At 73.5% G+C, this 19,216-nt stretch carries 15 protein-coding genes; 5 read left to right on the forward strand and 10 right to left on the reverse strand.

Going from position 1 to position 19,216, the window contains the following annotated elements:
- Positions 1–81: 81 nt before the first annotated feature.
- Positions 82–1,107, reverse strand: coding sequence for a hypothetical protein (locus ACGFZF_RS27405; protein WP_393558321.1), 1,026 nt, complete (start codon positions 1,105–1,107; stop codon positions 82–84).
- A 132-nt stretch (positions 1,108–1,239) separates the two neighbouring features.
- On the opposite strand from ACGFZF_RS27405, the gene ACGFZF_RS27410 reads away from it, so the two are divergent.
- Both ACGFZF_RS27410 and ACGFZF_RS27415 read left to right on the forward strand, forming a co-directional pair.
- On the forward strand, positions 1,240–3,348 hold the full coding sequence (locus ACGFZF_RS27410; RefSeq protein WP_393558323.1) for a TPM domain-containing protein: 2,109 nt from the start codon (positions 1,240–1,242) through the stop codon (positions 3,346–3,348).
- A 106-nt stretch (positions 3,349–3,454) separates the two neighbouring features.
- Positions 3,455–4,162 carry a PspA/IM30 family protein gene (locus tag ACGFZF_RS27415; protein WP_393558325.1) on the forward strand — a complete coding sequence of 236 codons (708 nt, stop codon included), beginning with the start codon at positions 3,455–3,457 and terminating at the stop codon, positions 4,160–4,162.
- Positions 4,163–4,251: 89 nt separating this feature from the next.
- On the opposite strand, the gene ACGFZF_RS27420 is transcribed toward ACGFZF_RS27415, so the two are convergent.
- The 5 genes from ACGFZF_RS27420 to ACGFZF_RS27440 form a co-directional block, all read right to left on the reverse strand.
- Positions 4,252–6,816: a SpoIIE family protein phosphatase gene (locus ACGFZF_RS27420; protein WP_393558388.1), complete on the reverse strand. Its 2,565-nt coding sequence runs from the start codon at positions 6,814–6,816 to the stop codon at positions 4,252–4,254.
- A gap of 177 nt (positions 6,817–6,993) precedes the next feature.
- Positions 6,994–7,416, reverse strand: a complete 423-nt coding sequence (locus tag ACGFZF_RS27425; protein ID WP_393558327.1) for an ATP-binding protein — start codon at positions 7,414–7,416, stop codon at positions 6,994–6,996.
- Between the two features lie 166 nt (positions 7,417–7,582).
- Positions 7,583–8,014: a (deoxy)nucleoside triphosphate pyrophosphohydrolase gene (locus ACGFZF_RS27430; RefSeq protein WP_356779030.1), complete on the reverse strand. Its 432-nt coding sequence runs from the start codon at positions 8,012–8,014 to the stop codon at positions 7,583–7,585.
- Positions 8,015–8,084: 70 nt separating this feature from the next.
- The gene (locus ACGFZF_RS27435) at positions 8,085–8,264 is read right to left on the reverse strand and encodes an SPOR domain-containing protein (protein WP_352192255.1); all 180 of its coding nucleotides are present in this window, start codon (positions 8,262–8,264) and stop codon (positions 8,085–8,087) included.
- Positions 8,265–8,856: 592 nt separating this feature from the next.
- Positions 8,857–9,609, reverse strand: a complete 753-nt coding sequence (locus tag ACGFZF_RS27440) for a GntR family transcriptional regulator (protein ID WP_393558330.1) — start codon at positions 9,607–9,609, stop codon at positions 8,857–8,859.
- 214 nt (positions 9,610–9,823) lie between these two features.
- Between ACGFZF_RS27440 and ACGFZF_RS27445 the strand changes: the two genes are divergently transcribed.
- Entirely contained in the window at positions 9,824–11,164 is a 1,341-nt protein-coding gene (locus ACGFZF_RS27445; protein ID WP_393558332.1) for a glycoside hydrolase family 18 protein, read from the forward strand.
- Positions 11,165–11,380: 216 nt separating this feature from the next.
- Here the strand turns inward: ACGFZF_RS27445 and ACGFZF_RS27450 are convergent, their stop codons facing one another.
- Together ACGFZF_RS27450 and ACGFZF_RS27455 are read right to left on the reverse strand one after the other, a co-directional pair.
- Positions 11,381–12,604: a DUF4190 domain-containing protein gene (locus tag ACGFZF_RS27450; protein WP_393558334.1), complete on the reverse strand. Its 1,224-nt coding sequence runs from the start codon at positions 12,602–12,604 to the stop codon at positions 11,381–11,383.
- Between the two features lie 148 nt (positions 12,605–12,752).
- Positions 12,753–14,327 carry a S8 family serine peptidase gene (locus ACGFZF_RS27455; protein WP_393558336.1) on the reverse strand — a complete coding sequence of 525 codons (1,575 nt, stop codon included), beginning with the start codon at positions 14,325–14,327 and terminating at the stop codon, positions 12,753–12,755.
- A gap of 192 nt (positions 14,328–14,519) precedes the next feature.
- Here ACGFZF_RS27455 and ACGFZF_RS27460 point away from each other — a divergent pair, with 192 nt between their 5' ends.
- Complete coding sequence (locus tag ACGFZF_RS27460; protein ID WP_393558338.1) at positions 14,520–15,710, forward strand: threonine synthase; 1,191 nt, start codon at positions 14,520–14,522, stop codon at positions 15,708–15,710.
- 44 nt (positions 15,711–15,754) lie between these two features.
- Here ACGFZF_RS27460 and ACGFZF_RS27465 read toward each other — a convergent pair whose 3' ends face one another.
- On the reverse strand, positions 15,755–16,237 hold the full coding sequence (locus ACGFZF_RS27465) for a cupin domain-containing protein (protein ID WP_393558340.1): 483 nt from the start codon (positions 16,235–16,237) through the stop codon (positions 15,755–15,757).
- A 143-nt stretch (positions 16,238–16,380) separates the two neighbouring features.
- Between ACGFZF_RS27465 and ACGFZF_RS27470 the strand changes: the two genes are divergently transcribed.
- The gene (locus ACGFZF_RS27470) at positions 16,381–16,815 is read left to right on the forward strand and encodes an ester cyclase (RefSeq protein ID WP_393558342.1); all 435 of its coding nucleotides are present in this window, start codon (positions 16,381–16,383) and stop codon (positions 16,813–16,815) included.
- A 129-nt stretch (positions 16,816–16,944) separates the two neighbouring features.
- On the opposite strand, the gene ACGFZF_RS27475 is transcribed toward ACGFZF_RS27470, so the two are convergent.
- Positions 16,945–19,185 carry a DEAD/DEAH box helicase gene (locus tag ACGFZF_RS27475; RefSeq protein WP_393558344.1) on the reverse strand — a complete coding sequence of 747 codons (2,241 nt, stop codon included), beginning with the start codon at positions 19,183–19,185 and terminating at the stop codon, positions 16,945–16,947.
- Positions 19,186–19,216 lie beyond the last annotated feature (31 nt).

Genomic DNA, 19,216 nt, shown 5'->3' on the forward strand with positions numbered 1-19,216 from the left:
TGTCCCGCGGCCGGGACCCGGTGCGGCCCCGGTCCCGGGCGGCTGCGGGGCGCACGGGCCGCCCCGGCGCGGGCGGCGGCGTCAGTGCCAGCCCGCGCGGTAGGCCGCCCAGTCGCCCTCCTCCGCCGCGAAGTCGACGTAGAGCGCCACGCCGAAGCGGGCGCGGTCGGCGTCCGTGCGCCCGAGGCCCAGCCGGGTCCCGCGCACGGCGGCCTCGACCGTCTCCGCGGACTCGTGGTGCCCGAGGTCGTCCTCGTGGAAGAAGGGCAGGCCCATCAGCAGGTCGGTGTCGTCGGGGGTGACCTCCAGGGCCAGGCTGGTCTGCTGGGCGACGTATCCGCCGTACATCCCCTCCAGCGGCATCCAGGTGTCGTACGACATCACGGCGATCTGGTCGACCCGCCGGGCGACCTGCCCGAAGAACTCCTGCGACCACCACTTCTCGCTGCCGCTCAGCGCACCCAGCACGGAGTGCGCGGACGGCAGCGGATCGATCTGGTGCGCGGCCACCGAGAGCTGCGCCCCGCGGGGCCCGGTCAGCGCGCCGAGGTCGTCCAGGAGCGAGAGGTAGTGCGCGTCGTCGGAGTGCAGCGGCTCCAGGTCGAAGTGCACCCCGTCGAAGCCGGCGTCCAGGATCTGCCGGGCGGAGCCCACCACGGCGCGGCGCGAGGCCGCGTCCTCCAGCCGCAGCCCGTCCGGGCCCTCGGTGGCCAGCACGTCGCCGAGCCATGCCTGCACCCGGATGCCGGGCATCGTCCGGTGCACGTTCTCGATCAGCCACTTCGCCCGCGGGTAGCGGTCGGCGGGCAGCGTCCCGTCGTGCTCCAGCGGACCCGCGTGGACGTAGAGGTCCCGTATGCCGGTGCCCTTGATCCGGGCCGCGAAGGCCGCGAGGTCGGCGTCCTTCTTGCGGCCGTCGACCCAGGCGTGTCCCAGCCAGACGGCGTCCTTGCCCCGCGACTGCGTGCCCTCCCGCAGGTCGCCGGTGTAGTTCAGCCGCAGCGCGAGCGCGCCGGTCGCCGGCGGCAGGACCAGCAGGAGGACGAGACCGAGCACGACCCAGCGCCCCCGCCGCCACCATCCGCGCAACCGGTCCCGCGTACTCATCCGTGCCCCCATGTCCGCCCCCGTCCGATGCCGATCACCGCCCTCGGGGCGGCCATCGGGAAGGGACGCCGAACGGGACCGGGCGGTTCCGGTCCGGGTGCGCCACCCGATACCGGGACATAACCTCCCCATGTGACGCGAACAGCCGCCCGAGCCCTCCTCGCGGTGCTGGTGGCGGCGTGGTGGCTGGCCGTACCCGCCGCGCACGGCGCCCGCGCCGACGACCCCGTCGTACTGTCCCGCGACGGGCAGATCACCGACACGGTGGACGCGCTGGGCGACCGGCGCGACGAGGTCGCCCGGGCCCTGGACCGGCTCTACGACAACCGGCGACTCCAGCTCTTCGTCGTCTACGTACGGGACTTCTCCGGACGCTCCCCCCAGGGCTGGTCGGACGCCACCGCCGAGCGCAACGGCCTCGGCACGGACGACGTCCTGCTGGCGGTGGCCACCCATGACCGCCAGTACGGCTACTCCGCCGACCCCGGCTCCCCGGTCACCCAGACCCAGCTCGACGACGTGGCGCGGACCGCGATCGAGCCGGCACTGCGGCAGAACGACTGGGCCGGGGCGGCGATCGGCGCGGCGGACGGCTTCGACGCCGTACTCGGCGGCCGGCCGGTCCCCACACCCGCCGTCACGCCCGGCCCCGCCGACCCGGGCGGCGCGGCGGACGACGGCACCTCGGCGACGGACCTGGTGCTCCCGGTCGTCCTGGTCGGCGGAGCGGGGGCCGTGGCCGCCTACGCCTACCTGCGCCGCCGACGGCGCGCCGCGCCCCCCACGCCTCCGCCGGGCGGGCAGACCTGGGGCCCACCGAAGGAACCGGCGCCGATGGGCCTGCGCGAGCTGGACCGGCTGGCCCGCACGGCACTGGTCGCCACCGACGACGCCGTCCGCACGAGCGACGAGGAACTCGGCTTCGCGACCGCCCAGTTCGGCGAGGAGGCGGTGCGGCCGTTCACCGAGGCCGTGGCCTTCGCCAGGGGCGAGCTGACCGCCTCCTTCCGGCTCCGGCAGCAGCTCGACGACGCCGTCCCGGAGGACGACGCGACCCGCCGCTCCATGCTCGACGAGATCGTCGCGCGCTGCGGACGGGCGAACGCCCGGCTCGACGCGGAGTCGGAGGACTTCGACCGCCTGCGGGCGCTGGAGCGCAACGCCCCCGCGGCCCTCGCCGCGGCCGAGAGCGCGGCCCTCGAACAGACCGGGCGCGTCGACACGGCGCAGGCGGCCCTGGCGGCGATGCGCGAGCGGTACGCCGAGTCGGCGGCCTCCCCGGTCGCGAGCGACGTCGAGCAGGCCCGGGACCGGCTCGTGTTCGCCACGGCCAACCTGGAGCGGGCCCGGCAGGCCGTCGAGGCGGGTGAGAACGGTGTCGCGGCCGTGCACGTCCGCGCCGCCGAGGGCGCCGTCGACCAGGCGGCCCGGCTCACCGAGGCCGTGGACCGGCGGGCGCAGGAGCTCGCCGAGGCCGTGGGCCGGCTGCCGCACGCGCTCGCCGAGACCGAGGCCGACCTCGCCGAGGCCCGCGGCCTGCTGGAGGGCACGGCCGAGGACGTACCGACCGCCGACCTCCAGGGCCGGATCGCCCGGGCGGAGTCCGTCACCGCCGACGTCCGCCGCACCGTGGACGCGGGCCACTACGACCCGCTCGACGCCCTGCGCCGGATCGAGGAGGTCGACACCGCCCTCGACGAGGCGCTGGAGGGGGCGCGCGAAAGCGCCTCGGGCACCCGCCGGGCCCGCGCGCTGCTCGACCAGGCGATGCTGACGGCCCGTTCGGCGATCGGTGCGGCCGGCGACTACGTCGCCACGCACCGCGGCGCGGTCGGCAGCGAGGCCCGGACCCGGCTGGCCGAGGCCCAGCGCCGGCTGGAGAAGGCGCGGCTGCTCGCCGACGAGGACCCGCAGAGCGCGCTGGCCGAGGCGCAGCAGGCGGACGCACTGGCCCGGCGGGCACAGGACCTCGCCGAGCAGGACGTCCGCGGGTACGGGAACCCGGACGGGCTGGGCGGTGTGACGGGTGTGGGCGGCGGCGGGGGCGGTGGGCTCGGCGGCGCGGTGCTCGGCGGCATCATCCTCGGCGGGCTGTTCGGCGGCGGACGGGGAGGCGGCCACGGCGGGGGATTCGGCGGAGGTCTCGGCGGGGGCGGGGGTGGGTTCGGGGGCGGGGGCGGGCCCGGGAGTTTCGGCGGCGGGGGCACCCGCGGCCGGCTGGGCGGCGGGGGCCGCTTCTGAACCCGCCCGGCCGTCCGCGCACACGCCGGCGCGCGTCCGTGGACGCGCCCCGAGGTCCCCGGCGCCCCGACCCGAACTGTCATCCGCGCGTTCAAGGAGAAGGACGATGACCAAGCAGACGATCCTCGGCCGTGTCACCCAGCTCGCCAAGGCCAACATCAACGCCCTGCTGGACCAGGCCGAGGACCCGCAGAAGATGCTGGACCAGCTGATCCGCGACTACACGAACAACATCGCGGAGGCCGAGGACGCGGTGGCGACGACCATCGGCAACCTGCGACTGATGGAGCAGGACCACCGGGAGGACGTGGACGCGGCCCGGGAGTGGGGCGAGAAGGCCCTGGCCGCCAGCAGGAAGGCGGACGGGCTGCGGACGGGCGGGCAGACCGCCGAGGCGGACCGGTTCGACAACCTGGCGAAGGTGGCGCTGGGCCGGCAGCTCCAGTCCGAGAAGGAGGCGAAGACGGCCGAGCCGACGATCGCCGCCCAGACCGAGGTCGTGGACAAGCTGCGCAGCGGCCTCGACCGGATGAAGGTCAAGCTCGGCGAGCTGCGGGCGAAGCGCGACGAGCTGGTCGCCCGGTCGAAGTCCGCCGAGGCGCAGAACCGCATGATGGACGCGGTGAAGAGCATCGACGTGCTCGATCCGACGAGCGAGCTGAGCCGCTTCGAGGACAAGGTGCGGCGCGAGGAGGCGAAGGCGATGGGCAAGCAGGAGCTGGCCGCGTCCTCGCTGGACGCCCAGTTCGAGCAGCTGGACGCGCTCGGCGACAGCGCGGAGATCGAGGCCCGGCTCGCCGCGCTCAAGGGGTAGGCCGTGCCCGGGGTCTCCACGCCCGGGCCGGCCCCGCCGGGCGCGGAGAGCTGCCCGGCGGGACGGCGGCGGTACCGGTGGCCGGCCGGTCAGAACATGCTCAGCAGCTGCTCCACGGTCGGTTCCGCGACGCCCTCGCCGTCCGGCAGCGGCAGTTCGAACCAGACGGTCTTGCCGCGCGGGGTGCGGCGCGACCCCCAGGCCTCGCTGAGCAGGCCCACGAGCTGCAGTCCGCGCCCGCCCTCGTCGGTGTCCCGGGCCCGGCGGCGCCGGGGCTGGACCAGGCCCGCGTCCCAGACCTCGCAGACCAGCGTCCGGTCGCGCAGCAGCCGCAACCGGATCTCGCCCTCGCCGTAGCGCAGGGCGTTGGTGACCAGCTCGCTGACCAGCAGTTCGACGGTGTCCACCAGGGGTTCGAGGTCCCAGGCGGTGAGCTGGGCGCGGGCCAGCTCGCGGGCCCGGCCGACCGAGCGGGGTTCCCTCGGCAGCCGCCAGTCCCCCACCGCCTCGCTCGGCAGGCCCTGGATCCGCGCCATCAGCAGCGCGATGTCGTCCTCGCCGTGCCGGGTGTCGAGGGTGGCCAGGACGTGGTCGCAGACGTCCTCGAGCGAGTGCGCGGACGGCTCGCCGCCGTAGGCGGGCCCCAGCTCGGCGGGGTCGGTGAGGGCGCTGCGGAAGGCGCTCAGGCCCTCGTCGAGCGGATGGTCGCGTGATTCGACGAGCCCGTCGGTGTAGAGCGCGAGGAGCGCACCCTCGGGCAGTTCGACCTCGACCTCCTCGAAGGGTTCGCCGCCGACCCCGAGCGGCATCCCCGGGGGCACGTCGAGCAGCTCGGCCTCCTCGCCGGGGACGACCAGGACCGGCGGCAGGTGGCCGGCGTTGGCGAAGGTGCAGCGCCGGGTGACCGGGTCGTAGACCGCGTAGACGCAGGTGGCGAGGTAGACCTCGGAGAGTTCGGGACCGCGGGCCTTGTGCGCGCGGGCGCTCTGCTGGGCGCCCGCGGGGGCGCCGAGACCGCGGGCGATCTCGTCGAGGTGGGAGAGGACCTCGGCGGGCTCCAGGTCGAGCTGCGCCAGGGTCCGCACCGCGGTGCGGAGTTCGCCCATGGCCACCGCGGCGCGCAGGCCGCGGCCCATGACGTCGCCGATGACGAGGGCGGTGCGGTGGCCGGGGAGCTCGATGACGTCGAACCAGTCGCCGCCGACCTCCGTGGCCGTGGTGCCCGGAAGGTAGCGGCAGGCGATGTCCAGGCCGGCGGCCTCGGGGTCGCCGGGCGGCAGCAGGCTGCGCTGGAGGATGAGGGCGCGCTCGTGCTCCCGCCGGTAGAGGCGGGCGTTGTCGATGCAGACCGCGGCCCGGGCGGCCAGTTCGACGGCGAGGGCCCGGTCCCGCTCCCCGAAGGGCTCGCTGCCCTTGGTGCGGGAGAACTGGACGAGTCCGACGACGACGTCGTGGGCGACCATCGGGACGACGAGGGTGGACTGGACGAGACTGCCGTCGCCGCCCGGCACGGTCCGCACCCTGCCGGTGCGCAGGGCCCCGGCGCAGGGCGAGTTGAAGGGGTAGCGGTGGACGGAACCGACGTCGACGGGGCCGGTGCCGCAACAGCCGCCGTCAGCGTTCCGGTCGGTGCGCAGCGGTGCGTCGGACACCGCGCTGGCGAAGGCGACCCGGCGCAGTTCGGCACTGCCCCCGTAGCCCACGTCGTGGGAGCTGCCCCAGCGGCCGGGCGGGGCCTCGTCACCGGTCAGGAGCCCCTGGTACAGGTCGACGGAGGCGAGGTCGCAGAATCCGGGGACCGCGACGTCGAGGAGCTCGCGGGCGGTGGCCTCCAGGTCGAGGGAGTTGCCGATGCGGGCGCCGGCCTCGTTGAGGAGGGCCAGGTTGCGCCGGGCGCTGGCCGCCTCGCGGGCCGCGTTGTGGCGGCGGGTCACGTCGATGCCGAGCCCGGCGACGCCGATGGGGCGGCCGGAGCCGCTGTGGACGCGGTAGAGGTTGATCGACCAGTGGCGGCGGTCGGTGGAGCCGGGCGCCGCGCCGACGATCTGCAGTTCGGTGACGGACTCGCCGGTCTCCAGGACGCGCCGGAGCGCGTCCGTCATCCGGTCGGCCTCGGGCCGGGAGAGGTAGTCGTGCACGGTACGGCCGCGGTGGTCGTCGGCCGAGCCGCCGAAGACGGTGGCGAAGCGCTGGTTGGCGCGCGTCACCGTGAGGTCGGTACCGAAGAGCAGGAAGCCGAAGGGGGATTGGCCGAAAATCGCCTGCGAGGCGGCCAGGTCGGTCTCGATGTGCCGCAGGGCCCGGACGTCGACCACGATGCACAGCGCGGCCCGCTCCCCGGAGGGCGTCTCGCTCGGCATGACGTACATCTCGGCGATCCCCTGCGGGCGGCTCTGCCCGGGAACACGGAAGGGGACGAGGCCCGTCCACTCCTTGCCGTCGAGGATCTCCGAGACCCGGCGGCGGCCACGCTCGCGCAGGTCGGAGGGCATGAATGCCTCGACGGGATCCTTGCCCATCGCCTCCTCGGCGGGCACGCCGAAGAGGTCGGCCGCCCGTCGGCTCCATTGGTCGACGAGCCCGTCGGGCCCTATCGAGAAGGAGGCGACCCGGATGTAGTCATAGATCGAGCCGGGCGGGCTGCTCTGCCACATGACGCCGCTCGCCGTCTCAGGTATCTCGCTCACGCGACCGTCCCCTCCAGCTCACCACACCGGACCGGCCATGACCGCAGTATTCAGCACTACGGCCCCGGACGGCACGACGTTCACGATCACAGGGTGGTCTCGTTCGTTTTGAGCCGGGTCCCCAATGATCGTCCCTTCCCCTAGTTACTCACCAGGCAAGGCCAGCTCGAACCACACTGTCTTGCCCGTCCTTCCTTTGCGGGTACCCCAGCGGCGCGCAGAACAGGCCACCAGCTGGAGTCCGCGTCCCCCTTCGTCCTCGGGGCCGGCGGGGCGCTCGGTGGGCGGATCCGGAAGAGGATCGGAGACTTCCACCAGGAGACCGGGGCGGCGGGCGGGGTCGTCGCCGTCGGGGTGGAGGCGGACCAGACGGACGCCGATGGGGCCCGAGGCGTGGCGCAGCGAGTTCGTGACCAGCTCGCTCACCAGCAGGACCGTGACGTCACCGACGGCCGTGTCGATCTTCCAGGTCCGCAGGGCGTCCCGAACGGCGTGGCGTGCGGTACGTACGGCATCCGCCTCCGCCGGGAAACTCCATTCGACGCAGTCGCCTTCGGTGTCGATCACACCCGATCACTTCCCCAGCCGTCACCAGAAGGAAGGCCCACGTCCGTTTCGGGGGTCAATCAGGACATACCCGATATTCGGGGCCTGATATCGCGCCCTGTGCGGGAGCGGGTGCACGGTGGCACGAACGGCGTAGGGGCGCCCCGCCGACCGGGCCGGGCACGGCTCAGCCGTGGACGCCGTCCCCGGGGAGGGCGGGCAGCCACCGGGCGGCCTCGGCGACGGCGGGCCGGTCCTGGTCCAGCCAGTCCACGGTGTCCAGCTCGTGGCGGGCCAGCCAGCGCAGCTCGTCGTGGTCCTCCAGCGGGCGCGGCTCGCCGGAGAGCAGCCGGGCGGTCCACACCTGCAGGACGTAGCCGGGCTTCAGCGGCCACTCGCCGGGGATGCGCTCACCCGGCTCCGTCTCGACGCCCAGCTCCTCGCGCAGCTCGCGGACGAGGGCCTCCCGGGCACTCTCGCCCGGCTCCAGCTTGCCGCCGGGCAGCTCCCAGCGGCCCGCCAGGTCGGCGGGGGCGCTGCGGCGCGCGGCCAGCAACCGTCCCCGGTCGTACACGGCTCCCGCGACCACCACCACGTGGCCGGCGCTGCGATCGGTCATGGGCACGAGCTTAGGTCCCGCCCGGACAGGGTCCGGACCCGCCCGGGGCGGCGAGGCTCGGGCCGACGCGTCAGACGGCGGGCTGGCCGATGCGCTCCACCCAGTAGAGCTGCTTGTGCCCGCGGTCGTCGAGGCTGTCGGCGACCTTCTGGGCTTCGTCCCTGGTCGCGTACCGCCCGACGCGATAGCGGTTGCCGTTGTCGTCCTGCCGTATGACCAGCCAGGGAAGGACAGGGCCACTGTCGGTCATCGGGCATCCCCCTCCGCCGGGCAGGCCGTCTCTAACGATCTCCAGGAAACCGCAGTCTGCATATGCCCGACCTTACGCCTGACCTTTACACAGCGGTTACGGGTTTTCACAAAGAGGTACGGATCCGGCCGGGAACCGACGGAGGGAGGCCGAACGTCATGCCCCGGGCGGCGCCTCGGGCACGGTGGGCACCGGCATCAGGACCGGACCGGCCGCCGCGGGGTCCTTGCGGCAGGCGTCGCCGCACTCGGCGTCCAGGAATCAGCGCAGCGACCGTCGTGGCACCGGAGCCGACCGGGTCGCGGGTACGGACGAGGAAGGCAGGAGCCGGGCATGACGGTTCGTCACAGCGGGCGGTCGCCTCGCGGTCACCGCCGCCGGGACCCCGTCGAGTCGGCGGGGTCCCGGCGGCCGTGACCCCGTCGACCCGACGTCACCCGCCCCGGACAGGACCGTGACCCCCAGCGGTCGTCGCGGGCGGGTGGGCGCTCGCGGAGGCCGGGCGGGAGCCGTGCCCCCCGGCATGAGCCGCAACGGCACCCGCGACCGCCGGACCTTCACCGCCACCGGCGGACCGTCGTCGCCCCGCCCGTCACCGCACGGGCAGGTGGTACGCGATCCGGAAGCGGTCGGCCGGGACGACGACGTCGGCGGTCTCCACCGCCCGCCCCGAGGCGTAGTACGTCCGCTCGACCACCATCACCACATGGCCGGGCACCCCGCCCAGCGCCAGGAGCTCCTCCGCCAGCCCCGGGCGCGCGCCGACCTGCTCCGCCACGTTGTCGACGACGACGTCGATCGCGGCCATCCGCTCGACGACCCCGCATCCGCCGAGCGGTCCCTCCTCGGGCAGCATCACGGGCGTCCGGCCGGTGACCGAGAGGGGTTCCCAGGACGTGGAGAGCATCATCGGCTCGCCCCCGTCCCGGTACACGTACCGCGTGCGCATCACCCGCCCCCCGGGCTCGATGCCGAGCCGCTCGGCCACCGCGGCGCTCGCCGGCTCCTGCTCGCTTCGCGACTCCCAGGTGCCACGCGCCCCGTCGAGCGCCTGCTCCTGCCGGAAGGGATTGGCCCCGGACGGCGGCCGGTTCCCGGAGCGGGCGATCCGTCGCGGCACCGGCCGCTCCCGCACGTACGTCCCCGAGCCCGAGCGGCCCTCGACCAGGCCCTCGGCCATCAGCACCTTGCGGGCCTCCAGTGCGACGGTGTCCGAGACCCCGTACTCCTCGCGGATGCGTGCCTGCGAGGGAAGCCGGGTATGCGGTGGGAGCGAGCCGTTGGCGATCTTCTCCCGGAGATCGCTCGCCACCCGCAGATAAGCGGGCTGCTCACCGAACGTCACAGGACACTCCCCTCAGCTTGACGGACAGCTACAGAGTGACAACCCTCGGTGTCCACCCGCAAGCATGGGCCAGAGTTTCACTCGAAGTGATGATTTGCCTTTACGCCTGCGCTTACCGCAGGTATGGCCGCAGAACCCTTGACCCCAATGGTCCAGACCAATACTTTCCTGTGAGCACCGCTCCCTTCCGGCACACGCACAGGAAACGAGCCTCATGCGTCGCAGAACCCTCTCCCGGCTGACGATCGCCGCCGCCTCGCTCGGCCTGCTCGCCGCGCTCTCCCCCGCGGCCGGCGCGAGCGCCCCCGCCCACCACCCCGTACCGGACAAGTCCGGGTACAAGCGGGTCGGCTACTTCACCCAATGGGGCGTCTACGGACGGAACTTCCAGGTCAAGGACCTCGACACCAGCGGTACCGCCGCCAAGCTCAGCCACATCAACTACGCCTTCGGGAACGTGGGTCCGGACGGCAAGTGCTTCACCGGCAACGTGCCCGGCGAGGCCGACGCCTGGGCCGACTACGTCCGCCCGCTGGACGCGGCGGGATCCGTGGACGGTGTGGCCGACACCGCCGACCAGCCGCTGGCCGGCAACTTCAACCAGCTGCGCGAGCTCAAGGCCAAGCACCCCGGCCTCAAGGTCATGATCTCGCTGGGCGGTTGGAGCTGGTCCACCCACTTCTCGGACGCGGCCCGCACCCCGGCCTCCCGCAAGGCGTTCGTCTCCTCCTGCATCGACCTCTACATCAAGGGCGACCTGCCCGTCGACGGCGCCCGCGGCGGCGCCGGGGCCGCGGCCGGACTCTTCGACGGCATCGACATCGACTGGGAGTGGCCCGGCTCGGCCGGCGACGTCGACACGGTCTTCCGCCCCGAGGACAAGCAGAACTTCACCGCGCTGGTACGGGAGTTCCGCACCCAGCTCGACGCCTACGCGAAGACCCGGAAGGGCCAGCGGAAGCACTACGAGCTGTCGGCCTTCGTCCCCACCGCGCCCGCCAAGATCGACGCGGGCTTCGAGGTCCGCAAGATCATGCGCGACTTCGACTTCGTCAACCTCCAGGGCTACGACTTCCACGGCTCCTGGGAGACCACCACCGCCCAGCAGTCCGCGCTGTTCGCGAAGAACGACTTCAGCGTCGACCAGACCGTCGGCGACTGGCTGCGACGCGGCGCGCCGGCCCACAAGCTCGTGGTCGGCATGCCCTTCTACGGGCAGGGCTGGACCGGCGTCACCGGCGGGGGCGACGGCCTCGGACAGCCGGCGACGGGCCCGGCCCCGGGCACCTGGGCGGCCGGCTCCGAGGACTACAAGGCCCTCAAGCAGCTCGCGGACTCCGGCCGGTTCACGGTGCACCGCGACCGGAAGAACGGCCACGCGTGGCTGTTCGACGGCACGACCCTGTGGACGTACGACGACCCGCAGGTGCTGCGCGCCAAGTCGGCGTACGTGCGGGCCAGGGGACTCGGCGGAGCGATGTTCTGGTCGCTGGACGGGGACACCCCGGACGGCGAGCTGATCACCGCGGTCGACCGGGGTCTCGGCCGCCGGTGACGGTCCCGCACTGAGGACACCGTCCCTCCGCGGCGCGACGCTCCCCCGTCGCGCCGCCACGGACCGCGGGCCGGCCCGCCACCGGCGGTGCGGTCCGCGACGGCGGTCGGTCACGGGCCGCCGTACCGGGCCCACCGTCCCGGCCCGCGGACGGCGGGGCCGGGTCTCCCGCGCGGGGACCCGGCCCCGTCCGTACGGACGCCGGCGGCCACCGGCTCAGGCGTTCGCGCCCGCCTCCGGCCCCGTCGTGGCCAGGCCCAGAGCCGCCCGCACACGGGGCTCCGCCTTCCACACGGTCATCTCGTAGGCCGCGTCGTAGTGCTCCCAGAAGACGTCCTCGTCGGCCGCCTTCGCCAGCCTGTCCCAGGTCGCGGCCGCCGCGTCCAGTTCCTTGGTCAGCTCCGCGACGGGGGCCGTCGAGGCACCCGGCCAGGAGTGGCCCTTCAGGCCCCGGCTCGCGGCCTGGAGGGCGCCGCGCACCCGGCCCGCCCACGCCTTGTTGCCGTCGAGGTCCTCGTCGACGTCCTCCTCCGGCTCGCTCTCCAGGGCGTCGCCGATCGCGTTCAGGCTCTTCAGGAGGAGCACCTGGTCGGCGCCGAGCGTGGTCTCGTCCCGGCGCACCGAGCCCTTCATCGGCTTGCCGCCGTCCACGATGAACGAGCAGGTCACCACGCGGTCGCCGGTACGCCAACTCGCCTTGCTCGGGTAGTAGTAGAAGGTCCACACGTCGTCAGGGATCGCCTGGTAGTCCAGGGCGTAGGAGTAGCTGATGTCCTCGCAGCGGTCCTCGGCGATCCCGTCGATCCTCGCCTCGCCCGGCCAGGTGGTGCCGGTGAGCTCGAAGCTGCCGGTGACCTCGCCCTCGTGCTCGCGCGCGCAGTCGACGATCCGGACGTCCGACGTGAGCGCCTCCACCTCGCCGTCGACGTCGTAGCACTGGCCCTTGCGCAGCTCGAAGGCGGACTGGGAGCGGGCGGCCTCGTCCATGCCCTCGCGGAAGCCGTCCCAGGCCTCGCGGAAGCCGCCGCTGACGAGGCCGGAGACGATCAGCAGGCAGCTGACCACGGAGAGGACGATGCCGGTGACGGCGAGGCCCTTGCCGGCCTGGTCCTTCTTCCTGATCTGGGGCAGCGCGACCAGACCGAGGATCAGACCGAGGGGCGGGAGGCAGCACACGATGCCCGCGACGAGCGAGGCGACGGCCGTGCCGTTCGTGGAGCGCGCCGGAGCGCCGTAGGGTCCGGGACCGCCCGGACCCCCGGGTCCGTACGGGCCGAAGGGAGCGTACGGACCGGGGGCGTAGGGGCCGGGGCCGTACGGGCCGGGTGCGGTGTGCGGTGTCCCAGCGCCGGGTGCGGCCCCCATCGGGTTCGACGGCTCCGGGGCAGGCCAGCCCTGCTGGGGCGGCTGGGAATCCTGCGGCGGCTGGGAGGGCTCCACGACGACGGTGCTCCTGTGAGGGCGGGATACGAACAGGCGATCGGGCGCGCATCGTACGCGGTGGGGGCGCGGGGCCGTACGCCGGGGCGGCGCACGACGAAGGGGCGGCCGCCCACCGGCGACCGCCCCTCGATTCGACCGCTACCGGTCAGAACTGCAGACCCCAGGAGTCGATCTTCCCGATGTCGTAGTTCGCGTTGTCGCTGACCCGCAGCTTCCACGTCCCGTTCGCGACCTCCGAGGAGGCGTTCACGGTGTACGTGGTGTTGATGTTGTCGGCGCTGCCGCCGGTGCCGTAGGCCTTCAGCGTGTACACCGTGCCGTCGGGCGCGACCAGCTGGACACGGAGGTCACCGATGTAGGTGTGGACGATGTTCACGGGCACCTGGAGCGCGGCCGGGGCGTTGCCCGCGACGCCGCTCACGGTCACCGGGGAGTCGACGCTCGCGTTGTCGTTGATCGCGTAGTCCGTCGTGTTCTCGAACTTCGGACCGGGCGGCGGGGTGGTGCCGCCACCGCCGACGAAGAGCAGCTTGTTCGGGGAGCCGGTGCCAGGACTGCCGACGACGTTCGGCGTCGCGGCCGTCGTCAGCGCCGTCGAGACCTGGGCCGGGGTCGCCGTCGGGTTGTCGCCGAGGTAGACCGCGGCGGCGCCGGCCACGTGCGGGGTCGCCATCGACGTGCCGGAGATGGTGTTCGTGGCGCTGTCGCTGGAGTTCCAGGACGAGGTGATGGACGAGCCGGGGGCGAAGATGTCCAGCACGCTGCCGTAGTTGGAGAAGCTGGAGCGGGCGTCGGTGCTGGTCGTGGAACCGACCGTGATCGCCTCGGAGACGCGCGCCGGCGAGTAGTTGGAGGCGTTGGAGCTGTCGTTGCCCGCGGCCACCGCGTAGGTGACGCCCGAGGCGATCGAGTTGCGCACGGCCGTGTCGAGGGCCGTGTCGATGCCGCCGCCGAGGCTCATGTTGGCGACGGCCGGCTTCACGGCGTTCCGCGTCACCCAGTCGATGCCGGCGACGACCTGCTCGGTCGTGCCGGAGCCGGAGTTGTCGAGGACCCGGACGCCGACGATCTTGGCCTTCTTGGCGACGCCGTACGAGGAGCCCGCGACCGTGCCGGCGACGTGCGTGCCGTGACCGTGGCCGTCCTGGGCCGTGTTGTCGTTGTCGATCGCGTCGTAGCCGTAGGTGGCCCGCCCGCCGAAGTCGCTGTGGGTGATGCGGACACCGGTGTCGATGATGTACGCCGTCACGCCCTGGCCGGCGCTGTCCGGGTACGTGTAGTTCTGGTTCAGCGGCAGGGCCTTCTGGTCGATCCGGTCCAGGCCCCACGACGGCGGGGAGGGCTGCGTGCCACTGATCCTGAAGACGCGGTTCTGCACGACGGAGGCGACCGCGGGGTCGGCGGCGAGCTTCTTCGCCTGCGCCTCGGAGAGCTCGACGGAGTAGCCGTTGAGGGCCGAGGTGTACGTCTTCCTGATCTTCGCGCCGTACTCGGCCGCGACGGCCCGGCCCTGTGCCGTCCCGGCCCGGGCGGACTCGTCGAGGGTGACGATGTAGCTGCCCGCCACCGTGCCGGGGGCGCCGGCGTTCTGGATCACGCCTTCGGGCGCGGTGGGGGCGGCGACGGCCGGCAGGGCCGAGACGGCGCCGAGGGTCAGGGCCGCGACGGCCATGGCACCGGCGGCGGCGAGTCTGCGCCGCGTATCACGCATCACTGACATGTGAGGGGTCCTCCTCATAGGTGGTGCGTTGCTGTGGGGGTACGGCAGGGACATGTCAAAACTTCAACCGGGGAACACCGCGAGATGCCCCGCCGGCCTCGCACATCCGGCTGCCGAGCGAAAGATTGACGGATCCATAGGAATCTCACAAGGGTTCCGAGCGCCACGAAACGACCGCGCCACACGGCTGTCATGCTGATCGCCATGACGGCCTACGTGTGTCCCCGCTGCCAGGTCCACGCCCCCGCTGACGCTCTCACCTGGTGTTGTCCGAAGTGCCGGGGACCGTGGGACCTGGAATTCAACAGCGCACCCGTGTCACTCAAGTCCCTTACGTCACGCGTGAATTCATTGTGGCGTTACGAGGAGGCGCTGCCCCTGGCGACCGAGATCCCCCACGTGACCCTCGGGGAGGGCCGGACCCCTCTCGTCCCCCTGACCGCGCCGGGCACCGCGGCCCTCGCCTCCGCGGAGACCGCCGCGGGCGCCGACGCCGGCGCCGTGATGGCCAAACTCGACTTCCTCATGCCGACGTTGTCCTTCAAGGACCGCGGCGCGGTGATGCTCGTCGAACTCGCCCGACGCCTCACCCGCGGCGGCGGCGTACGGCGCGTCCTCGCCGACAGCAGCGGCAACGCCGGGACGGCCGTCGCCGCCTACTGCGCGCGCGCCGGTCTCGACTGCGTCGTCTACGTCCCCGACGGCACCTCCCCCAAGAAACTGGAGCAGATCAGGGCCCACGGAGCACGCCTGACGGTCGTCCCCGGCGACCGCGAGGACACCGCCCGCGCGGCGCGCGCGGCGGCCGACGAGCCCGGCACCTTCTACGCCTCGCACGTGTACAACCCGCACTTCCTGCACGGCACGAAGACGTACGTCTACGAACTGTGGGAGGAGCTCGGCGGCCGGCTCCCCGACTCCCTCGTGGTGCCCGTCGGCAACGGCACCCTGCTGCTGGGCGCCGCACTGGCGGTGGCGGAACTCCACCGGCACGGCCTCGTCGACACCCGCCCGGCCCTGGTCGCCGTCCAGGCCGAGGCCGTGTCTCCGCTGGCCACGGCCTTCCACGCGGGCGCGGAGGGACTGTCGTCCCCCGCCGCGCCGCGCCCCACCCTGGCCGAGGGCATCGCCATCCCGAACCCGCCCCGCGCCCAGCAGATCCTGCGGGCGGTGCGCGAGACGGGCGGGACGTTCCTGACCGTGACGGAGGACCAGATCCGCGCCGCCCAGCTGGATCTGGCCCGCCGGGGCCTCTTCGTCGAGTCGACGGGCGTCGCCTGCTGGGCGGCCGTACGCGCCGCGCCCCGGCCGGGCCTGTCCGTCGTCCCCCTGTGCGGCGCGGGCGCCAAGACCGGCCTGGCGGCGGGGGCGGCCGCCCCGTAGCCGGCGCCGCGCGGGCCCGGTCGGTCCCGTGGGTGGCGGCGGGCTCAGTCGGTCCAGTAGGTGTCGTGCGCGAGGAAGAACGCCGCCCGCTCCTCCTCCGGCATCGCCGCGACGGTCGACACCTTCTCGAAGTACTCCTCCCGGGGCGCGCCCGGCGCGAAGAGCAGCAGCATCGAGGCGGGATCGTCGGAGTCGTTACGGAAGGCGTGCAGCCCGCCGGTCGGCACGTAGAGGAAGTCACCCTTCCGCGCGTCCACCCACTGCGCGCCGTCGTAGAGCCGGACCGTCCCGTCGAGGATGAAGAAGCTCTCGGAGATCGTCCTGTGGAAGTGGGTGCTCGGACCGCCGGCCTTGGGCGCCATGTCGACGCGGTACAGCCCGAACTCCCCTTGTGTGGAGGCCGTCGTGGCGAGGTAGTGCGTCTGCGACCCGTTGGCGGAGGTGAGTTCGGCGGGCGCTCCCGCGGGCCGGTACAACGCGCTGACCTCGCCCTTCTCGCCGTGGTACCTGGGATCGGGGTACGACATGGGAACTCCGTTCGCATCCATGGAGCGGGCGGGGGGACACCCCCCGAGAGCGCCAACGCCGACTCTCGCCCCGGGCTTCCCGGTGGGAAGATGGAAGGACGAGCGGGACGCCAACCACCCGGATCCCTACCAGGAGGTGGATCATGGGAGAGGCACGCGCGGTCATGGACCGCCTCACCGAGTCGCTCACCTCGAACCAGGACCTCAAGGTCGTCGCCGACCTCTTCGCCGTCGACGCGGTCGCGATCACGCCGGACGGCGGCGAGCTCCACGGCCGGGAGGAGATCGTCGCGTACTGGCGCACGATGACGGAGTCCGTCCCGGACGCGACGTTCACGCCCTCGGCGTCCTTCGAGTTCGGCGACACGGCCATCGACGAGGGCTTCTACGACGGCCGGAACACGGGCCCGATCCAGCTCCCGACCGGCGAGACGCTCCCGGCCACCGGCAAGGAGCTGCACCTGCGCGGAGTCGACTTCGCCCAGGTCAAGGACGGCCGGATCGTCAGCTACCGGCTCTACTTCGACCAGATGGAGTTCCTGGGGCAGGTGGGGCTGCTGCCGGAGGAACTGGCGTAGGAGCCGTCGACGGCGGGACGCGGGCGGGTACCCGGGGCCGGCGGGACGCGGGCGGGCAAGTGGGGCGCGGGCACGCGGCGCTGGCGTGACGCGCTCGGACCGGAGCGCCTCACCTCGGACCGAAGCGCCTCACCCCTTCGGCTCCGACGTCTCCGGTGCCATCCGCGACACGGCGGACGCGGTACCGGTCACGCCCAGCCGCGCCTGCTCCTCCTCGATGATCCGGCGCGCGATGTCGGCGTCCGAGACGTCGATCGCGTCCGGGGTCGCCTCCGCGACCGCGCTGCGGCGGGCGTACGCGTCGAACAGCCGGTCCTTGTCCTCCAGCATCCGCACCATCCGCTCGTCCACCCCGCCGGTGGCCAGCAGGCGGTGCACCCGGACCGACCGGACCTGCCCCATCCGGTGCGCCCGGGCCACCGCCTGGTGCTCCAGGGTCGGCTTGATCTGGGGTTCGCAGAGGACGACGACCGAAGCGGCCTGCATGTTCAGGCCCACGCCCGCCGCCTGGATCTGCGCGACCAGTACCGCCGGCCCCGTCACCTGCGTGAACTCGTCGACGAGCTGCTGCCGCCGCGCGGGCGGGACGCCTCCGGTGAGCGGCCCGAACACCGGGCCGTCGTCCGCCGAGCCGGTGTCCAGGGCTTCGCGCACCACGCCGAGGACGTCCTTGAAGTGGGAGAAGACCACCGCCTTCTGCCCGTTCTCGCGCGCCTCCCGCACGATCTCCCGCAGCCGGTTCAGCTTGGCCGATCGCGCGGGGCTCGCGTACGCGGCCCTCCGCATGGCCGTGAAGTTGCCGGCGCGCACGGCCTCGCGATAGGCCTCCTCGTCCGAGGCGCTCAGCTCCTCCCACTCCTCGATCCGCTGGAGGCTCGGCAGCTCCGCGAGGACGTCCTCCTGGTTGCGCCGCAGGTACACCGGGGCCACGGCCTTGCGGAAGGCCACCGATCCGGTCATCGCGTCCCGCTCGCCCAGGGAGTCCGCGAGCGCGGGGTCGAGCATCCGCACCAGGTTCCGGAATTCGCCCACCCGGTTCTCCATCGGGGTGCCGGTCATGAAGAGGGTGCGCCCGCAGCGCTCCGTCCACCGGGCGACCGCCTGGGACCGCAGGGTCTTCGGGTTCTTGACGGAGTGCGCCTCGTCGACGACGAGCATCCCGACCTCCCCTCCCCCCGGGGCGGGGAACCCGCGCAGCGCGTCGAACGTGGTGACCGCGACCCCGCCCCGCCCCTTCCAGTCGGCGAACGCGTCATGGCGGTCGGGACCGTGCAGGGGCAGCACCCGCAGGGCGCTGCGGGCCTCGATCTCCCGGGTCCAGTTGACCAGGACGCTCGCCGGGCAGACGACCACGAAGTGACTCTGGCCCTCGGCGGCGAGATGCGTCAGCGCGGCGATCGCCTGGATGGTCTTGCCGAGCCCCATCTCGTCGCCGAGGATCACCTTGCGCTGGGCGAGGGCGAACCGCGCACCGAACGCCTGGTAGCCGCGCAGCGACACGCGCCGGTGGGCGTCGTCCAGGTGCTGGCCCCTGACCCGCTCGGCGACCTCCTCCGGCAGGAAGCCCTCGGCGGCGGCCGAGTCGGGCGCCGTGGCGGAGATCTCGGCCAGCAGGCTGTAGTACTCGGCGGACCGCAGCTCGAAGTCGACCCAGGCCGCGACGTCTCCCGCGGAGCCGCGCAGAAGGTCCACCGAGGCCTGGGCGAGCAGGCCGGGGGTGCCCGCCTGGTCCGCCTCGTCGACGACGGTCCGGAGCTCCCCGACCGCCGCCAGCGCACGGGCCCTGCCGTCCCGGCCGGCCAGCAGCATGCGGACCCGCCCCGCGGCCGGCCCGGCGTCCGACAGCAGCGGACCGAGCCGTGCGGCGAGACCACCGGCGGCGTCGACCGCGCGCCGGGCGTCCGGGCCGGCCTCCACCAGGACGTGCAGGGCGATGACGAGAGCGCTGGTGCGCGGCTCGGGCCGGTCGACGTCGATGTGGACGGCGACGGTCTCGTACGCGGCCTCGGACAGCCGGCGCGCGGCGGCGAGGATCTGGTCGACGGTGCGCAGGCCGACACCGGGGATCTGCCGCAGCCGGTACGGGCCGGCGTCGAGCACCTGGCCGACCGTCCGCAGCCCGCCCTCCTCGACGCTCCCGAGCCGGAGCCGCCCCTCGGTCACGTCCTGGAGCCGGGCGACGGGGATGACGTCGAGCTCTTGCCGCACCATCTCGTCGAGGAGCGGCTTCAGGGCCGTCCGTACCGCCTGGACCGCCCTGCCGTGGTCGTCGACCAGCGCTCGCGCCGCCTCGTCCAGCCGCGCTCCCCTCGCGACCACGTCCCGCTCGCCACGCCCCACGTTCACGCCCCTCGCCGACCCTCCCCGCATCCTCCCACCGCGCCCGCTCCGACCCACGAGA

It is taken from the genome of Streptomyces sp. NPDC048338, from assembly GCF_043201055.1.
Lineage (GTDB): Bacteria > Actinomycetota > Actinomycetes > Streptomycetales > Streptomycetaceae > Streptomyces.

Coding starts and splice junctions, on each gene's coding strand:
- ACGFZF_RS27405 (WP_393558321.1), bottom strand. CDS start 1,107: ATGAGTACGCGGGACCGGTTGCGCGGATGGTGGCGGCGGGGGCGCTGG.
- ACGFZF_RS27415 (WP_393558325.1), top strand. CDS start 3,455: ATGACCAAGCAGACGATCCTCGGCCGTGTCACCCAGCTCGCCAAGGCC.
- ACGFZF_RS27420 (WP_393558388.1), bottom strand. CDS start 6,816: ATGTGGCAGAGCAGCCCGCCCGGCTCGATCTATGACTACATCCGGGTC.
- ACGFZF_RS27430 (WP_356779030.1), bottom strand. CDS start 8,014: ATGACCGATCGCAGCGCCGGCCACGTGGTGGTGGTCGCGGGAGCCGTG.
- ACGFZF_RS27435 (WP_352192255.1), bottom strand. CDS start 8,264: ATGACCGACAGTGGCCCTGTCCTTCCCTGGCTGGTCATACGGCAGGAC.
- ACGFZF_RS27445 (WP_393558332.1), top strand. CDS start 9,824: ATGCGTCGCAGAACCCTCTCCCGGCTGACGATCGCCGCCGCCTCGCTC.
- ACGFZF_RS27455 (WP_393558336.1), bottom strand. CDS start 14,327: ATGTCAGTGATGCGTGATACGCGGCGCAGACTCGCCGCCGCCGGTGCC.
- ACGFZF_RS27460 (WP_393558338.1), top strand. CDS start 14,520: ATGCTGATCGCCATGACGGCCTACGTGTGTCCCCGCTGCCAGGTCCAC.
- ACGFZF_RS27465 (WP_393558340.1), bottom strand. CDS start 16,237: ATGTCGTACCCCGATCCCAGGTACCACGGCGAGAAGGGCGAGGTCAGC.
- ACGFZF_RS27470 (WP_393558342.1), top strand. CDS start 16,381: ATGGGAGAGGCACGCGCGGTCATGGACCGCCTCACCGAGTCGCTCACC.
- ACGFZF_RS27475 (WP_393558344.1), bottom strand. CDS start 19,185: ATGCGGGGAGGGTCGGCGAGGGGCGTGAACGTGGGGCGTGGCGAGCGG.